The 16,751-nt window shown below is 60.2% G+C and carries 15 protein-coding genes and 3 tRNA genes; 3 read left to right on the top strand and 15 right to left on the bottom strand.

Translation table 11 applies throughout. The features are described from left to right. Positions 1-129 precede the first annotated feature (129 nt). The 6 genes from HJD22_RS12630 to fliF all read right to left on the bottom strand — a co-directional run bounded on the left by HJD22_RS12630 (position 130) and on the right by fliF (position 6,928). The gene (locus HJD22_RS12630; RefSeq protein WP_208654125.1) at positions 130-1,497 is read right to left on the bottom strand and encodes a flagellar hook-length control protein FliK; all 1,368 of its coding nucleotides are present in this window, start codon (positions 1,495-1,497) and stop codon (positions 130-132) included. A 70-nt stretch (positions 1,498-1,567) separates the two neighbouring features. Beyond that, a complete protein-coding gene (gene fliJ / locus HJD22_RS12625) occupies positions 1,568-2,029 on the bottom strand; it encodes a flagellar export protein FliJ (protein WP_208654124.1) in 462 nt (153 codons plus the stop codon). After that, positions 2,029-3,420, bottom strand: coding sequence for a flagellar protein export ATPase FliI (fliI, locus tag HJD22_RS12620; protein ID WP_208654123.1), 1,392 nt, complete (start codon positions 3,418-3,420; stop codon positions 2,029-2,031). Before fliI ends, fliJ begins: the two co-directional genes overlap by 1 nt. Next, entirely contained in the window at positions 3,417-4,178 is a 762-nt protein-coding gene (gene fliH / locus HJD22_RS12615) for a flagellar assembly protein FliH (RefSeq protein ID WP_208654122.1), read from the bottom strand. The genes fliI and fliH overlap by 4 nt, the downstream gene beginning before the upstream one ends. Further along, on the bottom strand, positions 4,171-5,181 hold the full coding sequence (fliG, locus tag HJD22_RS12610; protein ID WP_248730244.1) for a flagellar motor switch protein FliG: 1,011 nt from the start codon (positions 5,179-5,181) through the stop codon (positions 4,171-4,173). Before fliG ends, fliH begins: the two co-directional genes overlap by 8 nt. Further along, complete coding sequence (fliF, locus tag HJD22_RS12605) at positions 5,174-6,928, bottom strand: flagellar basal-body MS-ring/collar protein FliF (RefSeq protein ID WP_208654121.1); 1,755 nt, start codon at positions 6,926-6,928, stop codon at positions 5,174-5,176. Before fliF ends, fliG begins: the two co-directional genes overlap by 8 nt. A 248-nt stretch (positions 6,929-7,176) precedes the next feature. Here fliF and fliE point away from each other — a divergent pair, with 248 nt between their 5' ends. Continuing rightward, positions 7,177-7,506 carry a flagellar hook-basal body complex protein FliE gene (gene fliE, locus HJD22_RS12600; RefSeq protein WP_208654120.1) on the top strand — a complete coding sequence of 110 codons (330 nt, stop codon included), beginning with the start codon at positions 7,177-7,179 and terminating at the stop codon, positions 7,504-7,506. Positions 7,507-7,512: 6 nt separating this feature from the next. Here fliE and HJD22_RS12595 read toward each other — a convergent pair whose 3' ends face one another. From HJD22_RS12595 to folD, 6 genes are all read right to left on the bottom strand, one after another. Then, positions 7,513-8,556, bottom strand: coding sequence for an asparaginase (locus HJD22_RS12595; RefSeq protein WP_302051015.1), 1,044 nt, complete (start codon positions 8,554-8,556; stop codon positions 7,513-7,515). A gap of 59 nt (positions 8,557-8,615) precedes the next feature. After that, a complete protein-coding gene (locus tag HJD22_RS12590) occupies positions 8,616-11,420 on the bottom strand; it encodes an EAL domain-containing protein (RefSeq protein ID WP_208654118.1) in 2,805 nt (934 codons plus the stop codon). Between the two features lie 90 nt (positions 11,421-11,510). Then, positions 11,511-11,873 carry a flagellar protein FlaG gene (locus HJD22_RS12585; RefSeq protein WP_248730243.1) on the bottom strand — a complete coding sequence of 121 codons (363 nt, stop codon included), beginning with the start codon at positions 11,871-11,873 and terminating at the stop codon, positions 11,511-11,513. 176 nt (positions 11,874-12,049) lie between these two features. Further along, positions 12,050-12,763, bottom strand: a complete 714-nt coding sequence (gene mtnN, locus HJD22_RS12580; protein WP_208654117.1) for a 5'-methylthioadenosine/S-adenosylhomocysteine nucleosidase — start codon at positions 12,761-12,763, stop codon at positions 12,050-12,052. Between the two features lie 32 nt (positions 12,764-12,795). Then, positions 12,796-13,266, bottom strand: coding sequence for an S-ribosylhomocysteine lyase (locus tag HJD22_RS12575; RefSeq protein WP_208654116.1), 471 nt, complete (start codon positions 13,264-13,266; stop codon positions 12,796-12,798). Between the two features lie 58 nt (positions 13,267-13,324). After that, positions 13,325-14,191 (bottom strand): bifunctional methylenetetrahydrofolate dehydrogenase/methenyltetrahydrofolate cyclohydrolase FolD, encoded by an 867-nt coding sequence (gene folD / locus HJD22_RS12570; protein WP_208654115.1) that lies wholly within the window; start codon positions 14,189-14,191, stop codon positions 13,325-13,327. Positions 14,192-14,376: 185 nt separating this feature from the next. On the opposite strand from folD, the gene HJD22_RS12565 reads away from it, so the two are divergent. Next, positions 14,377-14,453 (top strand) — tRNA-Pro (locus tag HJD22_RS12565). 74 nt (positions 14,454-14,527) lie between these two features. Further along, positions 14,528-14,604, top strand: a tRNA-Arg gene (locus HJD22_RS12560). Positions 14,605-14,843: 239 nt separating this feature from the next. On the opposite strand, the gene HJD22_RS12555 is transcribed toward HJD22_RS12560, so the two are convergent. From HJD22_RS12555 to HJD22_RS12545, 3 genes are all read right to left on the bottom strand, one after another. Next, a tRNA-Ser gene (locus tag HJD22_RS12555) sits at positions 14,844-14,936 on the bottom strand. Between the two features lie 146 nt (positions 14,937-15,082). After that, positions 15,083-15,271, bottom strand: coding sequence for a carbon storage regulator CsrA (gene csrA / locus HJD22_RS12550; protein WP_208654815.1), 189 nt, complete (start codon positions 15,269-15,271; stop codon positions 15,083-15,085). A 170-nt stretch (positions 15,272-15,441) separates the two neighbouring features. Then, positions 15,442-16,692, bottom strand: a complete 1,251-nt coding sequence (locus tag HJD22_RS12545; RefSeq protein ID WP_208654814.1) for an aspartate kinase — start codon at positions 16,690-16,692, stop codon at positions 15,442-15,444. Positions 16,693-16,751 lie beyond the last annotated feature (59 nt).

The following is a 16,751-nucleotide window of genomic DNA, read 5'->3' as shown; positions in this document are numbered from 1 at the left end:
AGCCGAGCCATCGCCATGGTTTGAAAAGGCCGACCTTAAGCGCCCATCTTCACGCTTTGGCCTCCTGGTTTGCTCATGCTACGTGAGTCATATCGGCGAAAGCAGGGGAATATGAAGGTGGGGGGCCTCTCAGGCATACAGATCGACACGCCCTTCGAGCAAGGGATCGACCGTTTGGTGAGTGCCGATATCGTTGATATCAGCATCGCCGTTGGCTGTGCCAGATGAGATATTGGATGAGCGCTCGCTCTGGCGTGCAAATGACGGCTGCTCCTGCTGCCCTTGGGAGTGCTCGCCCACCATCGTTTCACCAAGCGATATCCCCTGCTCCTCAAGGGCTTCACGCAGCTGCGGAATGGCCTGCTCGACGGCGGCCCTGACGTGGGCATGGTTCGAGAGGAACTGGGCCTGGGCGCCTTGCTCACTCATCTTCAACGTGATAGAGAGCGGACCGAGCTCAGCGGGATTCAGGCGCAGTTCGACCCGTTGATCGCCGCCTTGAGCAAGACGTACCAGTTGCTGGCCCAGCTGCTGCCCCCAGGGCTGGCTGGCGACAGGGGCAGCCAGGGCGGCGGTTGGGGCGCCCGCGACACCTGGAGAGGTGCTCTGAGCAGCGCTCGAAGCGCCGGGAATTGCCGAGGCGAGGCCAGTATCGGCAACGCTGGTAGCACTTTGCTGATTGAAGTCACCACGGCCGCTGAATTGAGTACCACCTATCGGCGTGGCCTCAAGTTTCACTTCCCCTTGGGCATTGATGCTAGGCATGGGGGCGGCATTGAGCTGAGCATCGGCCGCACGATAGTTGCCTGCCATCTCACGTGGCGCGGTGCCTGAGCCCTGCCGCTGCTGGGCGGGATCGAGCAGCAGTTCATCCCCTGCCAGTGAATACGACCCTGAAGACAATCCTGACGATATACTCGCTGCCTTGGTCGAGGGGACATCGCTCAGTTGCGCTGTCGGCATGGCACGGCCTTGAAGCTGCTGGAGCGAGGCCTCGCGCCCCCACTGGCTTGCCGTCACCATTTCAGAGGAGGCGGGTGCCAGACCGGCACCGGCGATCAGTGCCATGCGTTCACGAATCTCGGCCAGCTGATCCTCCTCGGCAGAACGCAATAGCTCGTATTCATGGGAGAGTGATGCATCGCTGCTCGGCATTGCCTCTTGACGTTCAGCGGAGCGCCCAAGGTCATCCGTTTTCGACACGGCATTGCCGGCACGAGCGATGCTCTCAGCCAGCGGGGTAAGGGCGATAGGCAGCGCCGCTCCCTCCGGCTCGTCTGGCATGAGCTCGAGCGAATCCGGACCGACGGCAGCGCCATCGACGCTTGCGGTGGTGGCTTCGCCAGCAGCAGCAGGCATGGGCCCCCCTTGCCTTGCCGTCTGATGGGCCACCTGCTGCAGCGCCAGGGCGAAGCCGGTGTCCAGTGTGGCGCCGACCTGAGTCGACTGGGAGGGGGCCTTGCTTGTGGCCATGGCCAGTAGTGTCGTGATATCCATTTTGCCTCCTGTCTCAGGCATGCCCGAGAACCTCGGGCGTACCGGCGATGCGACGCATCGACGCTATCGTTCAGTATGTATCGTTGGGATCGCTTGCGCGCCTGCGTGCCAGAGAGATGGCGGTCGACTCATCGCTACTGCGAAGCTCGCGGCGGTTCTCATGCTGCCTGGCCTGCATCTGGCGGCGCGAGGCGAGGGTATCGTAGGAGGAGAGTTTGCTCTGCTCCTGCTGCCAGTGGTGTTGACTGGCCATGACCCGTTGTTGCTGCTCTTCGAGGGCCTTCTTGGCGCGAACGATCGCTGCATCAAGCGAGGCGAGAAACTGTTGATAGTTATGCATGGTGGCAGGGTCGATACCATCGTGCATCGCCTGCTGTAGGCGCTGTGCATACTCAAGACGGTAGCGGCCCAACGTGTCGACCTGCTCTTTGGTCTGTTGCTGAGAGCGTCTTTCGCTGGCTAGCGTCTGTCCGGCATTGTCGCGCGATTCGCGGGCCAGCCCGATCAGGATGTCCAGAGGCTGCTGCTGCATCAATTCGCCCCTCCAACGAGTGCCGACATCGCCAGCTGCGCCTGGGATATCTCGGCACGTTCATCGATACGCTGTTGCAGAAAGCCTTCCAGGTGCGGATAGAGCTGTACGGCCTGATCGAGGCGCGGATCGTGGCCTGGACTGTAGGCGCCAACGCTGATCAGGTCCCGATTACGCTGGTAACGTGAAAAGTGCTGCTTGAACTGCTGCGCCTGACGCTGCTGCTCCGGTGACACGATAGCGGTCATGGCGCGGCTGATCGACGCTTCTATGTCGATTGCCGGATAGTGGCCCGATTCCGCCAGCGAGCGGGAGAGCACGATATGCCCATCGAGTATTGCCCGTGCCGAGTCGGCAATCGGGTCCTGCTGGTCGTCACCTTCGGTGAGCACGGTATAGAAGGCTGTGATCGATCCGCCGCCACGCTTGCCATTTCCGGCGCGCTCGACCAGACTCGGCAACTTGGCAAACACGGAGGGTGGGTAACCCTTGGTTGCTGGTGGCTCGCCGATGGCCAATGCGATTTCGCGCTGCGCCATGGCATAGCGCGTCAGCGAATCCATGATCAATAGCACGTTGCGTCCTGCATCGCGGAACCCCTCTGCCAGGCGAGTGGCATAGGCCGCTCCCTGTAGACGCTGAAGCGGCGAGGTATCTGCCGGGGCGGCGACGACCACGGCCCGGCGGCGACCCTCTTCACCGAGAATGTTATCGATGAAGTCCTGTACCTCACGGCCACGCTCACCAATCAGGCCGACCACGATCACGTCGGCTTGGGTATAGCGAGCCATCATGCCAAGCAGCATCGACTTGCCCACGCCGGAGCCGGCAAACAGTCCCATGCGCTGTCCACGCCCTACGCTGAGCAGGGCGTTGATGGCGCGGATGCCGACATCGATCTGCTCTTCTATCGGCGCACGAGACAGCGGGTTGAGTGATGGCGTGGCAAGCGTGTCATGACAGGCGTCCGCAAGAGAGCCCTTGTCGTCGAGCGGACGGCCATTGCCATCGACCACGCGCCCCAGCAGGGAATCGCCCAAGGGAAAGCGGCGAGCGCTGCCGGTACCCCGGTCGCCTAGCGGGAAGACGCGCGCTCCGGGCGCCAGGCCGTGAATCTCGGCCAACGGCATGAGAAATAGTTTCTCGCCGGCGAAGCCGACCACTTCCGCCTCGGCATAACGCTCGTCCTGGCCCGCATGCTGTGAAGAGAGTTCGATACGACAAGCGCTGCCGAGCGGCACCTGCAGGCCCACGGCTTCGAGCACCATGCCGGTGGCGCGAATGATCCGTCCGCTGGCACGATAGGGCGGTACCACCGTGATGCGCTCGGTGACGCTGGAAAGCGTCTGCCGCCAGTGGGCGTGATGTGGATTCGTGCTGGCTTGGGTCATGATGCCTGCTCCTCACCGGAGGCGTCGTCAGGATCGCTTATGCGGGGCTGACGCTGGCGAATCTGATCCGTGATGCTTTGCCAGCGACGCTCCCAGGTGGCATCCAGCTCGCCACTGACGCTGGTGGCGCGACATCCCCCACGGCTGATCTGGGCATCGGGCTGAAGCTTCCAACCGGCGGCGGAAAACTCATTGCCCATGTGCGCCTGGACCAGCGCCAGGTCATCGGGATGCAGCCACAGTCGCGGGTGACCGGTGAGGCTCGGCTCTGAATGCAGAAGTTCGCGGACGATCTCCAGTACCTGTTCCGGGTGTGCCTTGAGGGCATCGCCGGCCAACTGGCGTCCGGTCGCCAGGGCGAGGTCGACCAGGTCAGCCGCGATATCGTCATCGAGACGACTCAATGCCTCCTTGAAGCCGTTCGAAAGCGGGGCAAGGGGCGAGAGTATTTCGTGCGCCTGACGCTGCAGTTCCTGCTCACCGGCGGCACGCCCTTCGCCCAAGCCTTGGGCGTAGCCCTCCTCATAGCCGGCGGCGCGGCCCGCTTCAAAGCCCTCCTTGCGAGCGGCCTCGCGGGCCTGTTCTCGGAGTGCCTCGAATTCGGCATTCCGTTTGAAGGCCTGTTGACGGATCGCATTATGCCGTGCTTTCTCGCGCGCTTGCTGATCGCGCTGGGGCGTGCCCAATTCGTCCATCTGCCAGCGGCGCCAGCTATCGTCGCGCCTGCCGCTTCCTGAAGGCGGAGGCGCGTTAGACATAGGTATCGTCTCCACCGCCAAGCACGATTTCGCCGGTATCCGCCAGACGTCTTACCACCTGTAGGATGGCCTTCTGCTCGGCCTCGACCTGCGATACCCGGATCGGTCCGCGGGCCTCCATGTCTTCCTGCAGCAACTGGGCGGCACGCTGAGACATGTTACGCAGGAACTTCTCGACCAGCGCCTCGGGAGCGCCCTTGAGCGCGACCACCAGCGAGTTGGTATCGATCTCCTTGAGCACCAGCTGAATGCCGCGGTTGTCGAGATCCTGAAGATTCTCGAACAGGAACATTTCGTCGATGATCTTCTGGGCGAGATCCTCGCTGTGGGCGCGTACCGTTTCGATGACGATCTCTTCCTGGCTGGAGTTCATCAGGTTGAGGATCTCGGCCGCCGTTCTCACGCCGCCCATCTTGCTGCGCTTGAGGTTCTGGCCGTCGAGCATGCCACCCAATACCTCGGTGAGCTCCTGCAGGGCGGCAGGCTGCACGCCGCTGAAGGTCGCGATCCGCAGTACCACGTCGTTGCGCAGCTTGTCGTCGAACAGCTCGAGTATGCTGGCGGCCTGGTGGCGCTCCAGGTGCACCAGGATGGTGGCGATGATCTGCGGGTGCTCGTCTCGAATCATCTCGGATACCAGCGACGCCTCCATGAGATTCAACGAATCGATGCCGGAGGAGGTGCCGCTGCTCTCGAGAATGTCCTCGATCAGACTGGAGGCGCGCTCGCTGCCCAGCGCCTTGGTCAGCACCGAGCGGATGTGATCGCTCGAGTGCAGGTTGATGGCGGTGAACTCCTCCGACTCGGTATGGAAATCGGATAGTACCAGGCGCATCTCTTCATGCGAGATCTGATCGAGATTGGCCATCTCGTGACTGACGGCCTGCACTTCCTTGGCCGAGAGGTACTTGAATACCTCGGCGGCGCTATCTTCATCGAGTGCCAGCAGCAGAATTGCGCTGCGCCGGGCACCACTCATCTTGAGAGGGGCTGCGTTATTCATACTTGTTCATCCAGCTGCGTACGATCATTGCCACCAGGCGAGGATCTTCCTGAGCCATTTCACGCGCATCCTTGAGGTTCTGCTCATAGTCGTTCGACTTGCGGCGCTTGCGTAGCGGTGTATCGCCACGCTCGTCATCACCTTCACCAAACTTCGCCGCTTCCTGTTCATTCTCGTCATCGTCGCCGACGACTGCCCGGAAGCCTGGCTCGAGCGCGGCGTTGGCCAGCACGGGCTGCTGGGTATGGCGCTTGATCAAGGGGCGCAGTATCAGCAGGTAGAGCAGCAGGGCGATGAAGGCCACCAGCAGGTAACGACCCAGAGTCAGTGCCAGTGCCTGGATTTCGGGTGACTCCCACCATGCGTATTCGATGGTCTCGTCGCGCTCCAGGGTGAAAGGGCTGTTGACCACTTCGATCTCGTCGCCGCGAATTTCAGAGAACCCCATGGCCTGACGCACCAGGCGATTGATCTGGTTCAGCTCGGCATCGCTCAGCGGTACGCGGGCCAACTCGCCCTCGGCGTCCCGCTCCTCGCGATAGTTGACCACGACGGCCACCGAGAGACGCTCGATCTGGCCGCGACGGTGCTGGATATGGGCGATGTTGCGATCGACCTCGTAGTTTACGACATTGTCATGACGCAAGTTGCTCGGCGGCTGCGTCGGGTCGTTGATCGGCTCGCCGTCCTCGTCGGTCTCCTGAAGCTCGATCAGTGAAGGCGCCGCGCCGGGAGGCGTATTGGTCAAGGCGCCGGGGATGCCCCGTGCGATATCGTCGCTTCCACTGTAGGAGGTGCTCAACTGCGAGCTGCGTACGGCGGCTTCGTTGGGGGCCTGGTTGGGGCCGAAGCGCTCAGAGGTTTCCTCGCGGCTGGAGAAGTCGATCTGGGCTGCCACCTGGGCGCGCAGATTCTGGCTGCCGAGAATCGGCGCGAGAATGTTTTCGATACGCCGCTGGTAGGAGCGCTCTACCTCCTCGATGTAATTGAGCTGGGTGCCATCGAGGTCACGCGCGGCGCCACCGGGCTTGGAGAGCAGTCGACCGGTGTGGTCGATTACCGTGACGTCATCGGCGGCGAGTTCAGAAACGCTGCTCGACACCATATGGATGATCGCGTTGACCTGACCATCGCTAAGGGAGCGGCCGGCATGCAGCGTGAGTACCACGGACGCCTTGGCGGGTTCGCGATCACGAACGAAGACCGAGGGCTTGGCCATGGCCAGGTGGATGCGTGCTCGCGTGACCGGCCCGAGTGACTCGATGGAGCGAGCCAGCTCACCTTCGAGGCCGCGCTGGAAGTTGATGTGCTCGGCAAACTGGCTGACGCCAAAGGCCTGATTGTCCATCAACTCGAAGCCGACGTTGCCACCTTGCGGCAGCCCTTTTTCGGCCAGTTGCAGGCGTAGGGTATGAACCTGATCGCTTGGGACCAGCAGTGTCTGACCGCCCTCGGAGAAGCGATAGGCGACGCCGCGCTGGTCGAGCTCACCGATGATGCGGCCACCATCGGCTTCATTCAGGTTGCTGTAGAGCACGCGGTATTCGGGGCTGCTTGCCCACATCAGCAGTGCGATGACGATGGCGACCACGGCGGCACCGGCGATCAGCAGCGGCACCAGGGGGTTGGCGCGCATCTGATCGAGGAGCTGGCTAGTAGTGGCACGGCCTGCCGTCTCAGCGGTTGCGGAGGCGGGTTGTGCGGCACCAACGGTAGAGGCGCCTGTCGTCCTGGAGGCGTCGCTCATTCGCCTCCTCCGAGGAGTGTCCGCTGCTGCTCATTATGGAATACAGAAGTCATTTCGCCATCCGGCTCCACGTTACGTCTGGGTCGCTGCCGGTCATGCTGGCAGGCGGTCGTGTGATGAACGCCATTATGCGCAGCCTGGTAAAGGGTAAAGGAAAGAAAAGCCGGACTTTTGCGGGTCAATTGATGCTTTGGTCCTGGGCGTTACCTTGATAGGCTTGCCTGCAACCCATCATCGAGTTCTCCGTCATGAGTACACCTGCAATTCAGTCAGCCTTGTCCCAGATGCATGCACTGGCTACTCAGGCCGGCGGCTTGCAGCCCAAGGGACAGCATCTCTCCACTGCTGTGGGCCAGGGGGGGTTTGCCAGCGAGTTGCAATCTTCGATCCAGCGCATCAACCGGCTGCAGCAGGCTGCCAGTGCCAAGGCCACTGCCTTTCAGTCCGGTGATCCCGATGTGGCGCTCAATGACGTCATGGTGGACATGCAGAAGGCCAGCGTGGCCTTCCAGATGGGGGTACAGGTGCGTAACCGGCTGGTCACCGCCTACAAGGATGTCATGAACATGCAGGTGTAACTTGGCTCAGCGCTCACCCGCTAGCGGCGTCATGAAGCGCTGCCGCCGGTCCTGGTCGTCCAAGGGCTGGGCGAGAAGGTGAATGAGCTTCGTCATGGCCGCCTCGGGGGTCATGGCTTCGCCTGACAGTACTCCTGCAGCGGCAAGTCCCTGACCTGCGGCATAGTCGCTCATCTCGATATGCCCATGAGGGCATTGGCTGATGGCTGCAATTAGCTTCCCTTCCCCCGTGGCCTGTGCCAGTACATCCAGCAGGGCCGGGCTCTCCGGAATGTTTCCTCCGCCCCAGACTTCCAGCAGGGCTCCTCTCACCTGCGGCTGTTCCAGCCAGGCGGCGATCTGCCAGGCGGCGATACCGGGCCACAGCGTCACGCGTACCACCGAGGCTCCCTGGCCTGAATAATCGAGTAGCTCGAAGCGGGGTGCGCCGCGCTGCTGGACGGCCAGCCCTCGGTTGCGATAGATCACTGCCTGATGTGATACCACCTCGCCGAGCAGGGGGTAGTTGGGACTGCTGAAGGCGTCCCTGTCACGGGTATGCCACTTGCGTGACCGCACTCCGCGCATCAGCTTGCCGGCAAAGCACAAGGCGACCTCCTGAAGGTCGGGATGGGCGGCAAAGCGCAGCGCTGCCTCGATATTGTCGAGCGCATCGGAATCCACCGCTTCCAGAGGCTGCATGGCACCGGTGACCACGACCGGCAGGGCGATGCCCTGAAGCTGGTAGGCGAGACTGCTTGCAGTCCAGGCCAACGTATCGGTGCCATGCAGAATCACTATCCCCGAGTGGTCTTGGTGGCGCTCGGCGATCATCCTGGCCAGCTGCGCCCAGGTGGCGGGTGTCGCTGCACTGGAGTCGATGGGATGCGGGGTCTCGACAAACGTGAATTCAGATAGTGTCTGTCGCCGTGCCGGTGGCAGCGTATCCAGTGCCTGGCGTAGTCGCGCTTCGAAATCGTTACCTGGCACCAATCCTCGTGGGCTCGACACCATGCCCAGCGTTCCCCCGGTGTAGATAACGAGTAACGGGCGCTGAGCTAGTGGAAGCACGGCAGGGTCCTTATCGAGACTGAGGGATGCCGTGCATGATAACCGAAGAGTGGCGCTTGTCATGCGAGAGTGGACTTCGCTGCCTTGTCATTTTCTCGTGCGTTCTTTCGAAACTGCAGTTGTGGTGTCGGCTTGCCCAAGGCATAGCCTTGGGCGCGGTCGCATCCCAGATCACGCAGATAGTCGAGCTGCTCGAGGGTTTCTATGCCCTCGGCGCAGACATGGCGTTCGAAACCTTGGCAAAGCCGCATCAGCGATTCGACGATCGCGCGATCCTTGACGGAGTGGGGCAGGCCGGCAATGAAGGAGCGATCGATCTTGACGGTATCGAAGGGGAACTGTTTGAGATGGGAGAGCGATGAAAAGCCTGTGCCGAAGTCATCTAGCGCGATGGAGATGCCGGCCTGATGCAGGTCATGCAGCTGTCGCTTCACGCGTCCTGGGGATTGGATCAAGGCCGTTTCCGTGACCTCGATCTCAAGAGCGCTTGCCGGTAGCCCTCGGCGCTTTAGGGAATCGATGACGAAACTTGCCAGATCGTCATCATTCATCAACTGAACGGCACTGACATTGACGCTGACAAAGTGATCGGGACGACGCGATTGACACGCGGCCATGGCGTCAAGGGCGGAGGCGAGAATCCAACGTCCGATCGCCAGCATGTCGCCGTTCTCCTCAAGAATCGGTACGAAGAGATCGGGACCGATCTGTCCCAGTTCATCGTCGCGCCAACGCAGCAGAGCTTCGGCTCCAGTGGGGGAGGAGAGATCCTCTAGGCGCCAGATGGGTTGGTAGTGTAGATAGAGGTCGCAGCGTTCGTGTGCACCCGCCAGTCGCTGCTCGATATGTTGATGACGATTCTCCTCGTCCAGCATGCCAGGAAGATAGTGATAAGTGGAGCCGCGCCCCTGATTCTTGGCGCGCCTCAGGGCCGCATTGGCCTGACGCAGCAGCTCTCCGGCATCGCTCGAGTCCCCGGGAGTGTTCCGGTGCAGGGCGATTCCCGCGCTGGCCGTCACATGCAACTGCTCGACTTCGTGACGCGACGGCAGCGAAAAGGGGGTGTCGTCGATGCTCTGTTGCGCCCACTGAATGATTCGGCATGCTTCATGCTCATCGGAAACGTTGAGGGCAATGGCGAATTCATCGCCGCCGAGCCTAGCAAGAAGAGCCTCAGGGTGATCCAGCAATAGACTGACGAGCCTTTCGCTCAGCGCCACCAGTATGGCATCGGCATTGGCCGTGCCGTGCGCCTCATTGATGCGTCTGAAACGATCGACCCCCAGCACCAGCACCATGTCGATATAGTGGCGGCTAAGGCGCCCTCGCTTCTCGCGCGCGAGCCGTTGCTTGAGTTGATGAAGAAATCCATGGCGGTTGAGCAGGCCGGACAGTGCATCATGCTCGTTGATCCAGTCGATCTTGCGCTGAGCCTGAAGCGTATCCCGAAGATCGCGTGCCACCATGACCAGATTGACTTGCCCGCTATCTTTATGGCGAATGCGCTGGATGGCGGCCTGGGCGGGGATATTGGGCCCTTCTGGGGTCAGCAGCGAGATATCGATGCGCTCTACTGCCTCATTTTGTACCTGTGCCAGTACCGTGGCGAGCGCACTGCCATCCTCTACCAGGTCGCACGGATCACGACGCATGAGGTTAGCCCTATCACAATTCAGTAGGTCAGCAGCCCCCTGATTGGCGTATCGGATCGACCGGCTTCGCTCGTCGATGATCATGACGAGGTCGGCACTCACGCTCAGCGTGGCATGCACTTCCTCGAGTGAGGCAGCCAATGCCTTCATGAGCCGCTCGGCCTGGATGGCATGAATCAGTCTAGATCCCAGCGCTTGGAGCGGTGCCATGAGATTGCCGTCTTGCTCGGGATTGCTGGTCTGGGTGGGATTGGCCAGTATCAATACGCCATTCATGACGTGACTATCAAACAGGGGGATCGCCAGCGCAGCATTCACTTGAAGCGCAGGCGCCAGGAGTTTCTTGAAAAGGGGATGGGATAGGTCATCGTTGCTAAGTAACCTGACCACCCTACCGAACGGCGCTCCATTCAGACTTGGATGGGCCGTGTCAGTAGCGAAATTTCCTGGAGCAGTGATGAATAACTCCTGGATAAGGGGGGTGACGTGATGAGCTGAGAGTCCCTCTACATGAAATGTCTGTGTTGAGCTTTCCTCCGTGCAGCTTGCCACAAAGCCAAACTCGCTTGAGGTGAGCGCCAATAGTCCATCAAGTATTTCGCGCAATACCAGGCGTGGTGGCATCCCCTTGAGAAAATGCTGTTCAGTCCGTTCTGTCAGCGCTGCCAGGCTAAGCCTACCTTTAGCATCGCCGGGTCGGCGGTGGTCCGGCTTGCGTTGTATGATGAGCAAGCTGGCTAGGTCGGCCAGACGCTCGAGGATAAGCCGTTCCTTGGGGGCGAATTCCCGCGGCTCGGGACTGATGATGCAGAGTGTTCCTATTGGAAGCTTGTTGGCGCCATAAAGAGGCATTCCTGCATAAAAGCGGATGCAGGGACTGCCGGCAACCAGGAGAGAATTACTGACATTGGGATCACGCTTGGCATCCTCAACGACGATGCCGTCGGGGGTGCGCATCGTCTGTACACCTAGTGCGTCATCCAGCGCTGTCTCGCATATATCGGTACCGACCGTCGATTTGAACCATTGGCGTTGATCATCGATCAGGCTGATAAGTGCAATGGGCACATCAAAAAGGCGGCAGGCCAGGTGGGCCAGGTCGTCGAAGGCCCTTTCGCATGGAGTATTGAGTATCTCTAAGTCCTGCAGCGCAGCCAACCGCTCGCTCTCATCAAACTGCCAGTAGCTGGTACGGGGGGGCAGGTCAAGCATATCCGCTCCTGATCAATCCATAATATTTCCGCCAGCAAAATCACAACAAGCTTATTCAGAAAATCCTTATTTAATAAGCTTGTTTCCTCGTCAAGCCTCGAGCTGTATGAGCCGTCCTTGAAGCTGGCTCAGGGATTCGGCAATTCTCAACACTTCCTCGCTGGGAATCTGGCGTATGGTTTCGCCGGTATCGCGATCGATGATGCGGGTGACGGTGCGGTTCTCGAACTCATTCAGGTCAAATTCGACACCATAAGAGCGCATGACTTCATTAATTCGCTGAAGAGGCTCGAATAGCTCAGCCACCGTCGTTGGCGCTGCTGCGCCGCGCACGGCTTCAGTCTCTATGGTAGCCACCTGGCGAGTGCCCAGTTGGGCCAGCATGGTGTCAAGCCGCTGCTGTGTCGTCAGTGCGCGCGTTGCGTCACTCAAGTCATTGATCATGTCGCTCATACAGATCCTCGTTCCCAGCCATGAACATTGTCGTCAAAGGCTATCGGCGCACGAGAGTCAAACTTTAATCTTGCTTGAAAAGCAGCCCGCTCCAGGCGGACCAGGGGAAGCCTGGTCGGCAGAGGGTAGTCGTTTCGTTACTGACAGATGATGTCGGAGCGGACGAGATAGGGGATTCAGTTGGTAGATGAGGTGCCGAGGTGCTTTACCATGGCGTCGACAAGGGCTGCTGAGTGGGTGGCTGCCTGATCGATGAACTGGGCGAAGGAGAGGTCGGATTCCTGTCCGGCAATATCGGAAAGCGCACGAATCACCACGAAGGGGCAGTCGTAGAGATGGCAGGTCTGCGCGATGGCGGCGGCTTCCATCTCGGCGGCAAGCATGGCGGGGAAGCGCTCGCGAGTCTTCTTGACGCTCTCGGGACAGGACATGAAACTGTCGCCGGTAGCGATCAGGCCCTCGACTATTCTCAATTCATCAAGGCGCTTGCTGCACTCTCGTGCTGCCTGAACCAGGCGAGGGTCTGGAAGATAGGCCGCAGGCATGCGGGGCACCTGGCCATAATCATAGCCGAACGCAACCACATCCACATCATGGTGGCGAACCTCGGAGGAGATGACCACGTCCCCTATCGCCAAGTCTTCGCCAAAGCCGCCCGCCGAACCGGTGTTGATGATCGCCTCGGGCTGGTACTTGTCGAGCAGCTGGGAGGTGCCTACCGCCGCGTTGACCTTGCCGATGCCGGATTGCAAGATTATGACCTTCACGTCGTGCAAGCTGCCGGTGTGAAAGATGAATCCGGCGTGCTGTCGCGTCTCGTGTTCCGTCAGTCGGGAGGCCAGCAACTCAACTTCCTCTGCCATGGCGCCTATGATGCCAATCGTCTTCATGAGAAACCTTATTATCGGGCTTGAGTGGTGACTCAGGAGAAGACCTGGGTCCACTCGTTACGCTTGGACAAGAAGCCACGGGCGATCTGCTTGGCACCTTCCAGGCTGTGGCTGGCTGCCCAGCCGCACTGCATCTCGTTGCAGGCAGGGACCTCGTCGGCGCCGAGTACGTCTTCGAGCGTCTTTTCGAGAAGGTCAAGTACATCGTCATAGTCGTCGTGGTTGATCAATGCGACATAGAAGCCGGTCTGGCAGCCCATGGGGCTGATATCGACGATCTTATCGGTATGATTGCGTGACAGCTCCGCCATCAGGTGTTCCAGCGAGTGCAGCGCGGGCATCTCCATATGCTCCTGATTGGGCTGGCATATGCGCATGTCATACTTGTGGATCTCATCGCCGTTCAGGCCGGCCTTGACGCCTGCCAGGCGGACATAGGGCGCCTTGACCTTGGTATGGTCGAGGTTGAAGCTCTCGACATTCATCTTCTGCTGTTCGCTCATGGGGGCCTCCGGCACTGACATGACTTTGACGTGAATAGGCGACTAGTCTAGCGCACCGCTACCGTGCTTGCATGGCGTCATGCAGCTCGGCGGCAAACAGCGTATTCTCGAGCAGAGAGGCGACCGTCATGGGGCCGACGCCTCCGGGTACCGGAGTGATATGACCCGCTCTCTCGGCCGCCGCTGCAAAATCGACATCCCCCTTCAGTTGGCCTTCGTGGGTGCGGTTGATCCCTACATCGATGACCACCGCTCCTTCCTTGACCCACTCGCCCTTGACCACGCCGGGTTTGCCCACGGCAACCACCAGCAGGTCGGCGCGACGCACATGCGCTTCCAGGTCGTGAGTGAAGCGGTGGCACACCGTGGTGGTGCAGCCGGCCAGCATCAGTTCGAGCGCCATGGGGCGGCCGACGATGTTGGAAGCGCCGACCACCGTCGCATTCAGGCCGCGTACCTCGATGCCGCTCTCATGCAGCAGCGTCATCACTCCTTTCGGTGTGCATGGGCGCAGCATCGGCAGGCGCTGAGCCAGGCGGCCAAGGTTGTAAGGGTGGAATCCGTCGACATCCTTGTGCGGCAGGATGCGTTCGAGCATCGGACGGGCATCGAGATGGTCGGATAGGGGGAGCTGCAGCAGTATGCCATCGACGGTGGGATCGGCATTGAGCTTGTCGATCAACGCTTCCAGCTCCTGCTGGGTGGTCTCGGCGGGGAGCGTATGGCGCAGAGAGAGGATGCCGGCCTCCTCGCAAGCGCGATGCTTGGTGCGGACATAGACATCGGACGCTGGGTCATCACCGACCAAGATCACGGCGAGACCGGGAGTGCGAGCGTTCGCCTGGCGACGTGCCTCCACCTGCTGTGCAACCTGGCGGCGAACGCGAGCGGCAATGGCCTTGCCATCGATCAATTGGGCGGTCATCTGTCTATATCCCCTGAGCATGAGAGAGTCCGAGGGGGAGGATTTTCGCATGAGAGGCGCCGTAGTCAAAGCGCGATAATCCAGGCGAGTCTCGCTAAAGGCTTGACCTGCGGAGAAAGATCCGTAGAATACGCCTCGCATTGACGGGCCGGTTATGCCGCCGTCAAGGCCGTGCGATATGTCGGCGGGGTGTAGCGCAGTCTGGTAGCGCGCCTGCTTTGGGAGCAGGATGTCGGGGGTTCGAATCCCTCCACCCCGACCATGTCGATATCGTGCAACGGTGGTAGAGTTGCAGCGTGTGTCGGCGGGTCGGCAAAGAGTGTTGAGGCCGTAGATGCGCCCATAGCTCAACCGGATAGAGCAACGGCCTTCTAAGCCGTAGGTTGCAGGTTCGAGTCCTGCTGGGCGTGCCACCTGGTCGTGGCGGCGGTCGAGCAGAGCTGGCTTGATGCAGTTGGCGTTTATGGTGGATGTAGCTCAGTGGTAGAGCCCCGGATTGTGGCTCCGGTGGTCGTGGGTTCGATCCCGGATTCGAACCTCCGACCCCCTGATTCGTAGTCAGGTACTCTATCCAGCTGAGCTACGGGCGCTTGATCATCCACTGCAACGCTTCGAATTCGAAACGCTTGTATCGATGATGTTTTAACATCAATGGCGGAGAGGGAGGGATTCGAACCCTCGATGAGGCTATAAACCCCATACTCCCTTAGCAGGGGAGCGCCTTCAGCCACTCGGCCACCTCTCCCTCATCGACACGGCGCGTATGTTACCGTTTCTAAAGCACACTGTCCATCATTAACGGCAATTTTTTCTAAACGACCAGATCCAAAAAAGCCGGCAAGTGACCCACCTTACCGGCCCGGGCGACAACCTGATGTCAACAGGCCTGCCTCAGGCCTGAGACTCTCCCTCGGTTTTCTCGCGCTGAATCCTCTGATAGATCTCTTCGCGATGGACCGACACAACCTTAGGTGCATTGACACCGATACGAACCTGATTACCCTTGACGCCCAATACGGTCACGGTGACTTCGTCGCCGATCATTAGGGTCTCTCCAACTCGGCGGGTCAGGATGAGCATAGCTGATCTCCTTCTCAGACTTCCTGCAACGGAATGCAAAAATTCATTACTTCAAGCCTAATAGTACTAGGCAATTAAAAATCATAAGCAGCGTTGAATATAAGCGCCACCCCGATGCTTTAGCTTCCTGCTATTCATAGCGTAGAAGCTATAAGCAAAATTTAAATGCCTTATTCCTGTTCAATATCGTCCTGGTCCAGACCGAAGGCAGTGTGCAGGGAACGCACCGCCAATTCCATCTGCTTTTCATCGATCACAACGGAAATCTTGATTTCCGACGTCGAGACCATGCGGATATTAATATTCTCATCGGCCAGGACCCGGAACATCTTTGACGCCACACCGGCATGGGAGCGCATGCCGACACCCACCAGGGAGACCTTGGCGATGTTATCGTCACCACGCAGCTCGCCACCGCCCAGATCGGGGATCACCTGATCCTGAATGATGCGCATGGTGTGCTTGTAGTCGCCCTTGGCCACGGTGAAAGTGAAATCGGTGTAGTCGCCTACCGGGGCCACATTTTGCACGATCATATCGACCTCGATATTGGCATCGGCGATCGGCCCAAGGATACGTGACGCCACGCCCGGCACGTCCGGCGTATTGAGCAGGGTCAGCTTGGCCTCGTTGGCGGTGAAGGCGATACCGGAGATCAGCGGTTCTTCCATGGAATCCTCTTCTTCATCTGTGTCAGCGACGATCAGCGTGCCGGGACCATCCTCGAAACTGGAGAGCACACGTAGCGCCACGTTATATTTACCGGCGAATTCGACGGCACGGATCTGCAGCACCTTGGAGCCGAGGCTCGCAAGCTCGAGCATCTCCTCGACGGTGATCGTCTCCAGCCGGCGCGCCTTGGAGCAGACGCGCGGGTCGGTGGTGTAGACCCCGTCGACATCGGTGTAGATCTGGCACTCATCGGCCTTGAGCGCCGCGGCCAGCGCCACACCAGTGGTATCCGACCCGCCGCGCCCAAGGGTGGTGATGTTGCCCTCGCCATCGACGCCCTGAAAGCCCGCCACGACCACGACCTGGCCGTTGTCCAGATCTTCGCGCATGTCATCGGTTTCAATCCGTTGAATACGCGCCTTCGTGTGCGCGCTATCGGTCATGATGCCGACCTGAGCGCCGGTATAGGAGGTTGCCGGGACGCCGAGCTTGTGCAGCGCCATGGCCAGCAGCGAGATCGTCACCTGTTCGCCGGTGGAAACCAGCATGTCCATCTCGCGAGGCGTGGGTTCGTCGTTGATTTCACTCGCCAGGCCGATCAAGCGGTTGGTCTCGCCGCTCATCGCCGAGACTACGACCACGATCTGATGTCCCTCTTCTCGGAAGCGCTTGACCTTCTCCGCCACGGCCTTGATGCGCTCGACCGAGCCCACCGAGGTGCCTCCGAATTTCTGTACGTATAACGCCATATGCGATTGTCCTGGTAGTCAGTAAATGAGTACGTCAAGCAACCCTGTGCGTCGGCCAA

Source organism: Halomonas sp. TA22 (genome assembly GCF_013009075.1).
Classification (GTDB): domain Bacteria; phylum Pseudomonadota; class Gammaproteobacteria; order Pseudomonadales; family Halomonadaceae; genus TA22.
This window is presented reverse-complemented; position numbering and strand designations above follow the sequence as displayed.